Source organism: uncultured Paraglaciecola sp., assembly GCF_963977085.1.
In the GTDB taxonomy this organism is placed as follows: domain Bacteria; phylum Pseudomonadota; class Gammaproteobacteria; order Enterobacterales; family Alteromonadaceae; genus Paraglaciecola.
On the sequence record NZ_CAXBNC010000004.1, the window covers coordinates 60,889 to 73,101 of the forward strand.

General features: G+C 38.3%; 8 protein-coding genes. 4 read left to right on the forward strand and 4 right to left on the reverse strand.

Going from position 1 to position 12,213, the window contains the following annotated elements; translation table 11 throughout:
• Nucleotides 1-117: 117 nt before the first annotated feature.
• The 3 genes from AAC000_RS06105 to AAC000_RS06115 form a co-directional block, all read right to left on the reverse strand.
• A complete protein-coding gene (locus AAC000_RS06105) occupies nucleotides 118-3,315 on the reverse strand; it encodes a response regulator (RefSeq protein ID WP_339721018.1) in 3,198 nt (1,065 codons plus the stop codon).
• Nucleotides 3,316-3,384: 69 nt separating this feature from the next.
• A complete protein-coding gene (locus AAC000_RS06110; RefSeq protein WP_339721019.1) occupies nucleotides 3,385-3,588 on the reverse strand; it encodes a hypothetical protein in 204 nt (67 codons plus the stop codon).
• 44 nt (nucleotides 3,589-3,632) lie between these two features.
• Entirely contained in the window at nucleotides 3,633-4,451 is an 819-nt protein-coding gene (locus tag AAC000_RS06115) for an SAM-dependent methyltransferase (RefSeq protein WP_339721020.1), read from the reverse strand.
• Nucleotides 4,452-4,513: 62 nt separating this feature from the next.
• On the opposite strand from AAC000_RS06115, the gene AAC000_RS06120 reads away from it, so the two are divergent.
• On the forward strand, nucleotides 4,514-4,690 hold the full coding sequence (locus AAC000_RS06120) for a hypothetical protein (protein ID WP_339721022.1): 177 nt from the start codon (nucleotides 4,514-4,516) through the stop codon (nucleotides 4,688-4,690).
• Nucleotides 4,691-4,803: 113 nt separating this feature from the next.
• On the opposite strand, the gene AAC000_RS06125 is transcribed toward AAC000_RS06120, so the two are convergent.
• On the reverse strand, nucleotides 4,804-5,796 hold the full coding sequence (locus tag AAC000_RS06125; RefSeq protein ID WP_339721024.1) for a LysR family transcriptional regulator: 993 nt from the start codon (nucleotides 5,794-5,796) through the stop codon (nucleotides 4,804-4,806).
• A 139-nt stretch (nucleotides 5,797-5,935) separates the two neighbouring features.
• Between AAC000_RS06125 and AAC000_RS06130 the strand changes: the two genes are divergently transcribed.
• The 3 genes from AAC000_RS06130 (at nucleotide 5,936) to AAC000_RS06140 (ending at nucleotide 12,208) form a co-directional block, all read left to right on the forward strand.
• A complete protein-coding gene (locus tag AAC000_RS06130; protein WP_339721026.1) occupies nucleotides 5,936-6,595 on the forward strand; it encodes an ABC transporter substrate-binding protein in 660 nt (219 codons plus the stop codon).
• A gap of 555 nt (nucleotides 6,596-7,150) precedes the next feature.
• Nucleotides 7,151-9,526 (forward strand): TonB-dependent receptor, encoded by a 2,376-nt coding sequence (locus tag AAC000_RS06135; protein ID WP_339721027.1) that lies wholly within the window; start codon nucleotides 7,151-7,153, stop codon nucleotides 9,524-9,526.
• Entirely contained in the window at nucleotides 9,527-12,208 is a 2,682-nt protein-coding gene (locus AAC000_RS06140) for a response regulator (protein ID WP_339721028.1), read from the forward strand.
• Nucleotides 12,209-12,213: the final 5 nt, after the last annotated feature.

Here is a 12,213-nt window from a genome sequence, read left to right on the forward strand (position 1 = left end):
ATGGCCAATAACGATACCTAGTCACTGTGTGCTTATTTTTCCATTAACAGACTTTTATTACTAAACGAGTGTCAAGGAAACCCCTTAAAAAGACCTGTAATATTATAGGACTAAAAATTAACTTTGACTGTCTAGTAATTGCTTTTCAATTTTTATCACTATTTCGAGCATCGCCTGATTAAAACGCATTAATTGTGTTGCGAATTTTGGGGTGCTCTCTTGTTTTTCATTATAGATAGTGGATTCAATTGATTTTGCCAATTTTGCTAAGTTATCGGCGCCAATATAAGTGAGCGCCGGCAGTAGGTCGTGAGTAATTTTATAAATGTCTTGGTATGCATTTTTTGCGATGAGTGTGCCCAAGGTATTAATGGTGGGTTTCTTTTCAATAAAATCCATTAATAGGCTGACAAAGGTATCTTCGTCTACAAATAGCCTTTGCATGGCGTTGGGTTGATCCATTATCAACAGTGTTTCGATGGGATCTATTGCAGATTGATTCTCAGTATTTAACTCAGATTGTTGTAAGGTTTCGGGTAGTGCCTGCGGACTAACCAGCAAAATTTCAGCTAGTACTTGATAAAAATATTCTGGATCGATTGGCTTAGTGATATGTGCAGTCATTCCTACTGAAGCACTCTTTTGTAAATCCTGATTCATGGCATTGGCCGTCATGGCGATAATTGGTAAGTTGCACTTTAATTCCTTACGCAGAGTCAATGTCGCTGATAACCCATCCATCTCTGGCATCTGCACATCCATTAAAATACAGTCAAAGTTGCCTTGATGTTTAAAGGCTTCAATCACCTCTAAACCATTTTCAACTAGCACGACCTCTGCATTAGTATATTTTAAGAAACCAAGTGCTACTTTTTGATTCATCTTGTTATCTTCTGCTAATAAAATACGCTTGGTGCTTAGATCTGGAACATTTTTCATTTCTGTAAAGAAAAGTGAATTATTCGGTTTTAGATTAAATGCTACTTCTTGCAACTTATTGATTAACTCGCTGGCACTAAAGGGTTTTTCAATAAAAACGCTAATGCCTAATTGATTGGCTTTATGCTGCATTTTTAGGAAGTCAAAGGCAGACAACATAATGATTTTGGGTTTATTAGCGTTAAATTCCTGATTAATAATGGCCGCTACTTCTAGACCGTCGATATCTGGCATTTTCCAATCTAGTATCAATACGTCATAAGGCTGGTGATTTGCAGCCGCAAGACGCATTTTCTTTAAGGTTTCTTGCCCGCCGTCAGCTAAATCTGACTTAATGTTTGCCTGCAGTAGGATCTCTGAGATGACTTGGCGTGACAAATGTATATCGTCTGCGACTAATACTTTAAGGCTAGAGAGTTGTTTTGATGGCGAGATAATGTGCTGAGTTTTATCCTCTTTAAGTGGCAGGGTAAAATAAAACGTGGTGCCTACACCAAGCTGGCTTTCCACCCAGATTTTGCCACCCATTAACTCAACGAGTTGCTTGCAAATGGCTAGGCCTAACCCGGTACCGCCGTGTTTGCGAGAAATAGACTCGTCTACTTGAGCGAAAGACTCAAACAATCCATCCATTTGAGTTTGAGTGAGTCCAATGCCGGTATCTTTGACTGCAAACTCTAGTACCCCTCCTTGCTCAGAGACTTTGTTTTTTACAGTGACATATACCAAACCTTCATCAGTAAATTTCACTGCATTACTGAGTAAATTAACGAGTACTTGTTGAATTCGAAACCCATCACCTTGCAAATGTATAGGCACGTCTCGAGCAATATGCTGAATGAGTTCAATATTTTTTTGGTGGGCATGTATCAATTGTAAACGAATAGCCTGACTAACCGTTTTATCCAGCTGAAAACTCGTGGTAGAGATATCTAACTTGCCAGCTTCAATTTTTGAAAAATCCAAGATGTCGTTAATAACGCCTAACAAAGAATGTGAGGCTTCATCAATTTGTCGCAAGTTGGTCATGTCGTCATGATTCACTGCGGATCGTTGCATCAACTTAGTCAAACCAGAAATAGCATTAATAGGCGTGCGAATTTCGTGGCTCATGCGTGCAAGGAAGTTTGACTTAGCTTGAGTGGCTTGTTTGAGTTCTTGTGAGTAACGATTAAGTTGCGCTCGCTGCTTGAGAGTGCGTATTAACAAAGCAACGACTATCAGCAGGGCGGCAAATACAGTCAGGGTGAAATACAGTTGATATTGATTATTCTGATCTTGAATGAGGTTCTTTTGCAGCTGTAATTCGTTTTCTTTTTGTAATAGATTAATTTCTTTTTCTTTTTCAAAGACATTGAGGCGAACATTATTTAGCGCCAACAATTGTGACTGTTTCTGGTTAAAATTCTGTTTGTATAGCTCGTTGTATTGTTTTAAATAACCAAGTTGTGCGCTTTCATCTCCTGTTATTTCTGTAAGCTCAAGGAGCTTTTCTAAAATTTGTAGGTACTGAGTTTGGTCTTTCTTCATGGCGTCCATACGAACGCTTTTCGTCAACTCGGCTATGGCCTTAGGGGTATCTCCTTGTTGATGGTAGATATCAGTTAACAGCAAAAGTCGCGGAACTTCATTGTATAAAAAGTTTACTTTTCTATCGGCTTCAATGGATTGACTAATATTTTTTAACGCTAGGTCAAAATTGCCTTGGGCAATGTTGAGCTCAGCAAGTAAGCAATATACAACGCCAATAAAGGGGTAGTCAGTTTGCTTTAATATTTTTATTGCTAAGGTGGAGTTGACTTCAGCATCGGTCAATTTGTGCAACATGGTTTGTGCCATTGCGATACGGTAAAATGCAAGTCCTTCAAAATTTTTATCGTTGTACTCTTGCGCCGCAGCAAGTTGTCGATAGGAATTCTTTAATATGGCTTGGTAATCGTTTAATGAAAGGTAAACGTTTGATAATGAGCTATAAACACTTAGAACTTTTGGGCTTTTTAATTCATTGAATAGCGCAAACGCTTTATTTAATGCTTCTATCGCAACGCCAAATTTTCCAATTGTGTCTAATATCGCGCCCTCAAGCCGAAAGGTTTCCGCTAGTTGTAGTTTATTCTCAGAAAGTTCTGCTTTTGAACGCGCCTGTAGTAACTTTTCGTACGCCGCTTCTAAATCTTGATTTAATAAATTGGCGTAGGCCCAAACATTTAAAAACGCACTTTCATTAAATGCGTCTGAATGGTTCAAAAAGAAATGTCTAAAATACTCAATTTTATCAGGGACAGCGGGGTCATTAGTTTGAATTTGTGTTCTTAATAATTCGAGTTGCTCGTTGACACTTTCATCAACCTTTGCATAAAGGCAAGTTGAAAACACAGCACAAGCTAAAAGACCGCTGATAACAACGGACTTAACTTCTCTTATTAAAGTGTTAAAGGTCAAAGTTTAATATGTGTGGACTTTGGATCCTTTTCCTGAACTTTCAAATAGTTTTTTCACCGTATCCCAATCTTTATTTTTAATCACATTAACGTCTTCATCGGTTAGACCATAAGTCTTAGCGGTGGCCACTGGATCTTTAAGATAAGCTTCTTTAAGTTCAGCATTCGAATCTAGTTCTTCTAAAAAATCAGCGAGGGACTTAGCCATCATATTTTCCTTTTAGGTTGATTAAAATAAGTACAGTTGTGAAATTAAGTATTCCGGAAACCCGTTACCTGTTCTTGAGTCAACCCCAGTTTTGCTAAACGTACCTGATGATAGTCGGGTAACCCCAACGAAGGCACCACTAGGGTTGAAATGAGTGTGGGTTTACAATTGGTTAAATTAAATAATGGGAAACGTTCAATTTTAGGGCCATACAATGGCATGGTGGCCGCTTCATACAGAATGATTTCGTGATTCGCTGGGTACATTTCCATTAAAATTTCTTGATAAAGCGTTAAGCCCGCTTTGCAGTGTTCTGCATTCAACACGCCAAGTGTGGCTTCTCCTGCTAAGCCTATTTGCCAGATAATCTGAGTCATATGCGGGTCGAGCTTATAATCACGAAATAAAAACTGAGTGGCTTCGTAAGACTGACAACCATATCGAGCCGGGTCGATACCTAAATCAGCGACCAGGCAATCTTCGGCAGAAATACCGGGCAACATTTCAGCCCGTAACCCCAATTCTTGTACTTTTTGTATTGCCCCATGGGATGGGTTAACAAATACCCCGGGGTGACCATAAAAGGCAGCACAGACTTTTTTCCCTGCTTTTACTGCGTCTACAATTCGATCTGTCATCTGTTGGTATGTAATAGCGCGAGATTTACCTGCTTGGTACAGGTCATCTAACTGCACAGTATTTGGGTTTAGTTTTTTAACCACATTTTCGGCGATAGTATTGCTGATACCCATAAACACTATGTCTGCGTTTTCAATATAACTCTGGGTTAATAGAGTCATTTGGCCCGCAACACTAATACCTGTACCAACGACTACTAAAGAGCCTAGTTGTTTTGTCAACATACAGTCCATGTTCATATTTTTGTTATATCTAACAATAACAGTACTTAGGTTTTAAGAATAGAGTGTTTATTTACCCAGTGGCGATTTTCATTCCTAAAGGTGTTTGTGATGGCAAAACATATTTTCTAACCATTGATTTACAAGAACAAGAACAAGAACAAGAACAAGAACAAGAACAAGAACAAAAACAAAAACTGGAATGCGGTCATGAATATCAATTATTACCTGTCATTGACTAACCCCCACTGTTGCTAAGCTACTCACAAGATAACCTCTTTCAATAAGTGAATATCGTGAAAATGCCGATTTAAAACAATACCGACTCAATCTATCAATATACACAGCATCATTGTTACGGATTAATCAGGGGAGTGTGTTCTTGATTTCCCTTACACATTTCTGGATTATTCTTGCATAAACTATCCATAACCTGCGCTGTTTCCAGTTCGACGTTTTTACTGATGATCCGTTTAAAGTGTTCTCGCAACCAGATTAATCCTTGGTCTCTGTCTTGGCGTTTGTGCCAAATGGTGGAAACTTGTTGGGGCATTAGTTCTAATGGGAGTTTGGTGGCTGCGATCTCTCCGGCAATGATTTCGTTAGCAACAGCAGAAATTGGGATCACGCATATCAGGTCACTACGCTTTATTAAATTGGCAACTGAAGAGAAATGATTAACCGTTACGGCAACGCGTCTGGATAATCCGTGTTGCAGCAAAACCTGATCGGTATATCCGGTGATATCGCCCGACAAGGATACCAAGAGGTGATCTGCCGCAGCGAATTCCTCTATACTGAGGTTTGCTTTTGCTAATGGGTGATCATGATTCATGATACAAATATAAGTAGGTGAAAATAAATATTCAGCTCTAAAGGTGCTTGATATCACTCCAGTTCCACCAATCACCATGTCTACTTCGGCATTTTCCAAAACCTGATCTGTATTAACTATGGTATAGGGAATGGCATGGATATTAACGCCCGGCGCTTCCTTCTCGAAAATGCAGCGTAATTCTGCCCAAACCATATCCACAACTATGTCATTTACTGCGACACGGAATGTTCGTTTGGCGGTTGCAGGATCAAAACTTTTGGGATCAACCGCTTCGGTAAGTGCAGTAAGAGGGGCACGGATCTGATTCCAGAGATTTTGTGCATGTAAGGTTGGCTGTATATTACGGCCATCTTTGACAAAGAGTTCATCTTTCCAAGCGGCTCGCATTCTGCTGACCGAGTTTGATACCGCGGGTTGTGTCATAGATAACCTATGGGCAGCTCGGGTAATTGAACGTTCGGTCATGATGGCATCAAATACCATTAAAAGGTTGAGTTCTTGTGGGCGCATAACTTGTCCAGATGAAAAATTATAACTTAATAATACATCACGTTATGAAATGTGTCATATATAAATATATAATTATATTTATGTCAAATTGAAGTCCATACTCTCGCCATTAAGATAAATGAGTTAAGCGGTTACACACATGAATACAAAATTGTCGAAAATGGTGGGTCATTTCAGTCGAACTGGACTGCTTATATTGGTCACTTTGTTTGCGAGCTTAAGTTATGCAGACACCATCAACCCTCAGGTATTGTTAGAAAAAGTCACTAAGGCTACCTTTGAGCGAATTGAATTAGAGCAAACAAACATCCAAGCCAACCCGGATCAACTACGAGTAATAATAGAGCAGGAGTTGATGCCCCATATTGATCATAAATTTGCTGCGTTTAAAGTGTTGGGTAGTCAATTTAGATCTGTACCTAAAGACAAAATTCCTGAATACGTAGACGAATTTAGGGAATATTTGGTGTCTAACTTTGCCGTAGTATTATCAAGTTATGGCGGCCAGGAACTGCTTTTTGAACCTGTTAAAAGTGCTGAAAATCAAGATGATATGACTGTTAAGGCTATTATTAGAAAGGCCGGTAACCCAGATATACGCATTAGCTTTAAGTTACGTAAAAACAAAAAAACGCAAGAGTGGAAAACTTACGATCTAGTGGCAGAAGGGATCAGTTTGTTATCCAGCAAACGCAATGAATTTGCCTCTATAATTCGCCAACAAGGAATAGAAGCGGTAATAGATGTAATGCGAAGCAAAAATAACAAACCTTTGAATATTGCTTCAAATTCTAACTAGGTTTTTCATCGCTAGTTGATGGCCAAGCACTCTTTTTGAAAGGGATTTCACGCACTCTTAGTGCGCTCAAAAATGTCCTGTCGTTAAAGAGTGTTGCGGCTATTTAGTGTTCTCTAGTGATTCATTTATTCAAACAAGAAATCTAGCTGTGACTGTAACGCTAGACCTAGATGAACCCTGCTACCTTAATATCTTAAATAACTCCTCCAAACTAAAACGATTAAAAGTCGCCTTCTATGCACACGCCTCTCTGTATTCAATAGGGCTATAGGTTAGGCGACATGTCTTTTAAAAAATCACTTATTCCCGAGTGAAAAAATTTAGCGAATATTGAGTTTGTGGATAGGGATATGTTTGACTGTTTTATGGGTTTTGCTGTTATTTTGTGAGAGCTTGCGCCACTCAAAAGATTGAAAAAAGTGACAAACAACTTCTCACATTTACAAACGTCTTCTATATATAAATGCTACGTTAAGTCATTTGATAGGGCAATGCTGCATCGTATTGTTGTAGGAACAAATTATTCTTAACATTATTAATGTAAAAAAACTCAGCATGTTAGTTTGCTTTTATGGCTGTTTTTTTTATTGCCTAGCTATATCTGCCAGTGAGACCTTAGCAGATACACTTGATGTCATAGAAGTGACGGCGCAAAAGCGTATTCAATCAGTTCAAAATATTCCCATTTCCATTACGGCACTTTCTGCAGAAACCTTAGAATCAGTCACTATTCATCAGTCTTCAGAAATAGCGACTCTGATCCCAAATGTGAACAGTACCCGTTCGATAAGTGGTATGAGTAATTTTTATATACGCGGTGTGGGAATGGACGGATTTAATCTTTCTTCTGTTGCAGCAGTGGGGATTTATGTCGATGACGTCGCCATTTTTAATCCTATGTTGGCTAATTTCACCTTGTTTGATATTGATAGAGTGGAGGTGCTCAAAGGCCCACAAAACACGCTCTATGGTAAAAATACCACAGGTGGTGCAATTAATTTTATAACAAATAGACCTCTCAAGGATGAATTCACTAGCGGCTATGGTCAGGTCACTTTAGGCAATAACAGCCAGGTTTTTGCTAAAGGCGCTTTTTCTTCTAATGTCAGCGAACAACTTAGTTTCAGATTGGCTGGTTTTTCCCATCACAGAGATGGTTTGGTCAGCAGTGAAATAGAAGGCAATAACACTGAATTTAACGATATAGATCAGCATGGGATACGGTTGCAACTGGCTTATCAATTAGCAAAAAATATAAGCTTAACGGGCAATTTATACGGTGGTAAACAAAGGCAAATAGCTGAAGTTAAAACCCCAATTAACGCTGTAAGTGCTGAGGGTCTCATTGATTTAGACGACCATGACTTGTCTAAAAATCACTCTTCGATCATCAATCCACCTAATGATATCGATGCCTTAGGTGGTTACTTTAAAGTTAATTTACAGCAGGATAATTATATATTTAACGGTATATCCTCTTTTGAAAACGTTAAGTCTAAACGAATGGATGATTGGGGCAGTCAACATTTAGAATCCAGTGTTTATCAGTCGTTAATCTATAACTCCACAGATACTGCTTCTGTTTCACAAGAATTTCAGTGGCAATCGAATTCGCAACAGCCATTACAGTGGATCGCTGGGGTACTTTACAATGATGAAAAGGGGGATTTATTACAAGCTGCGTTAATTGATCCTGCAGGCCCTGGTCGACCTGATGATAATATTGAGGATGCCGGTATTGGTCCTATGTTTGACAGAGGCGCTTGGGTTGAACATAAAAGTCAAACTTTCTCAGCATATACACAATTCATTTATGAGCTTAAGGAAAAACTCAATGTCACCACTGGGTTTCGCTGGACAAGACAAAAATTAACACCCACAGTAAATTCTGTTGGCATGATGATGGATCTTGCAGGCCAAGAATACCCCTTAGGTAGTTTAGGTTGGCTTAGTTTAGGCAATGAAGATTTTGATCGTTTTTCTGATTATTTGGGATTTGATAGAGCCAATCGCTTTATTGAGGCAAACGGTGGTTTTCCTGCTTCAGCGCAAATAGACGAGCGGTTTAATGAATGGGGAGGCAAGTTTGCATTGGACTACCGTGTATCCCCAAATCTGATGATTTACAGTGCTTTGTCTCGGGGATTTAAGATGGGCGCGGTTAATTCCAACCCGACAACCACTGCATATCAAAGCTTACTTGATAAAGTGGTTAAGCCTGAAACCTTAATCACCACTGAGATAGGTTTTAAAACGGACCTATATAATAAATCTCTACGTATCAATGCTGCCGTTTTTAAAAATCTATGGCAGGATTATCAATTTTTCTTAGTCTACAATCCAGGTAATCCCGCTGATTTATTTGCGTCTTTAGTGAATTTACCAGAGGCTGAGTCTCTAGGTGCTGAGTTGGATCTAAGCTGGAAAATATCACCATCATTACGGGTTAATTTAGGCATCGGCTGGTTAGATAGCGAGATAACTAACGGCAATCTAGATACCACAGGTATTCCTGAAGACAATATCGCGGGCTTTCAAAGCCAAGTGATAACAGGAAACACGTTAACCAATACACCTAAATGGAGTTATAGTGTTTTTGCGGCTAAAAATTATCAATTGAATCATAGTGATATAGAGCTGAGTTTTCACTACGCCTATTTCGGTAAACATAACCATCAGTTGGCTGGTAGCAATAGTGAAATATGGATTAATAATTTTTCAGAGAGTTCTACTGCTATATTAACGGTTAACGCATTATGGATATTTGGTAACAATAGAGAATATCAACTTGCATTTTGGGCTAAAAATCTAACAGATGAACAATATTGTAGTGAACGATCTGTCGCTCCAGGCGCCTCGCCAGAAATTACTCGGTTGTGCGCCCAAGGTGAGTCAAGATCTCTTGGTCTAACTGGGAGGATAAGATTTTAAATGTCTATGAAACAGAAACTAAACAGTTTGATATTTACAAATACTAAGTACTACCCTTGGATAGTCTTAATAATTGGTATTATGTGTTCTGTATTCATGTATCAATCGGCGGTCACTAAAGAAAAAAGTATCACCTTAGATAAATATCAACAACGAGCAAAAATTTACGCCAAAGATATTGAAGCTGAATTCCAACGTTCATTTTTTCAAATATCCTCAGTTGCGAATCTTTTTACTTCTTCCAGTTGGGTTAATTATGCGGAATTTTCGGAGTTTGTTAACAGGGTTTTTCCGGAGTTTCCAGAGGGCAGGCGGGTATCCTCTATCTATCGATTTCCTGCTGAAAAAATCAATGATGTCATCACTAAATTTAGAGAAAACCCCGAACCTCAATATAGCAATTTTTCAATTTTTGATTTTACGCCTCCAAAACAATTTTCGCCGGCCACTATAGTCGATGGTCACTATTCAGTATTAAGTTACACCTTTCCTGAGATTACTGACCAATCCTTTATCGGGCGAAATATTTTGCGAGAGTCTCCTATAGGCCCGTTAATTTTTCCAGTCATTCAGAATCAAACCCCCGTCATTTCTGACTTTTCTAAACCAATAAAAGGCATAACAACAGAGCCATTTATTCTTTATGTGCACCCTATTCTAACCAAAGAAACAGCAAACGCGGATACGCCAGAGACCAAAGGTTTAATTGTTTCTAGTCAGTATATTTCAAGTTTATTTATACAGAATGTCACTGGCGGGGAAGCTGGAAATTTTACTTATTTACTTAAAGATCAAAGTAACAATTTTTATCACTACCCTGATAAGCAATTACTAGAATCGGGAGATATCAAGCAACCTAAGATAAGTTTTACTTTTCCCATACAACTAGTGAATAATCGATTCGAATTAATTATCACGCCCCTTGACCAAAAGCTGGAAAATCCCGACAGCTTATTATTTGAATTATTTATCGCCGGAGTTTTATTAACTTTTGCCCTTACTTTTATTGTTCATTCATTATTATCGATTCAAAGTAACTTAACCCTAGAGGTTGAGCGTAAAACCTCCGAACTGGTTAAGCAAAAAAATCAGTTAATTAATAAAAATAAGCAGTTAGCTACAGCAGTTGAAGAAGCAAAAGTCTCTGAGAATGCAAAGACTGAGTTCTTGGCCAATATGAGTCACGAAATAAGAACACCGTTAAATGGCGTAATAGGGTTAAGCGGATTATTAAAACAAACAAAACTGGATAATGTACAACGGGAATACCTCGCAAAATTAACTTTTTCTGGTAAACATTTATTAACTGTAATCAATGATATTTTAGATTTTTCTAAAATTGATTCCGGCAATATCATCTTAGAGCAAAAAGCATTTTCAATTCACAGCGTGATAGACAACCTTAAAGTGTCATTTGATGAACAAGCCAAAGCAAAAGGTATTCGCTTTACTATCAAACTAGAGGGTGTGTTTTACCCTGATTTAATTGGAGATGTTTTTCGTATCAATCAAGTTTTGATTAATCTTTGTGGTAACGCCCTCAAGTTCACAGAAAGCGGTGAGATTGAAGTGATTATTTCCATGGAAAAGGTGCCATTTTCTGAGCAAGATTTTAAGGTGAAATTTAAAATTTCCGATACTGGTGTCGGTATGGAAGAAAGTGATATCAAACATTTATTCACCAAGTTTAGCCAAGCAGACACCTCTACTACTCGAAAATATGGTGGCACTGGCCTAGGGTTGGCAATTAGTCAAAAACTTTGTCATACAATGGGTGGGGACATCAGTGTTACGAGTCGTAAAAATGTAGGCAGTAGTTTTACCGCCTCGATGCTTTTACAGGTCAATAAAAACGTACTGATTAGCACTGGTGAGCATGACTATATTCCAGGTAATGTGGATATTCTTGTTGTTGATGACAACCCTATTGCACTAGAAGTGTTATCAGATTTTTTTGTCAATATAGGTGTGAGGCCTATTGCTGTGCTTAGCGCTGAAGAGGGATTACTGGCATTACAAAATAAAGAGTATGACATAAAAGTACTAGTTACGGATTGGACTATGCCAATCATGGATGGCGCGAGTTTTATTAAAGAAGTCAACAAATTAGATTTATTATCAGCACCCAAAATTATAATCATTTCAGCCTACGAAACCTCGATAATAGAAAATACTAAAGAACTGCTGAACATTGATTATGTGTTAAGTAAGCCTTGTCCTTCTGACATCTTATTCAACACTATTGAGCAATGTATTACTAATAGTAAGGTGACGGATACGTCGGTAAACCTAGAGGCTACGCTAGAAAACGTGCATGTATTGGTAGTTGAAGATAATGAAATAAATCAAATTGTAATTAACCATTTATTAGTCGAAAAAGGGGCGATTGTTACTCTTGCTCATCATGGTAAAGAAGCCATTGATTTACTTAACCAAGACAATGATTTTCAAATTATATTAATGGATATTCATATGCCTGAAATGGACGGAATACAGGCAACTAAAGTCATTCGAGCACACCCTGACCCTAAAATTTCGCAGCTTCCTATCATTGCACTATCGGCTAACGTTCTTGAAAAAGATGTGGCCATTTACCTTGCAGCTGGCATGAATGCCCATAGTGGAAAACCCGTTGATATTGATGTACTGATGGCAACTATGGCACCCTTTATTCAATCGTGATTAAA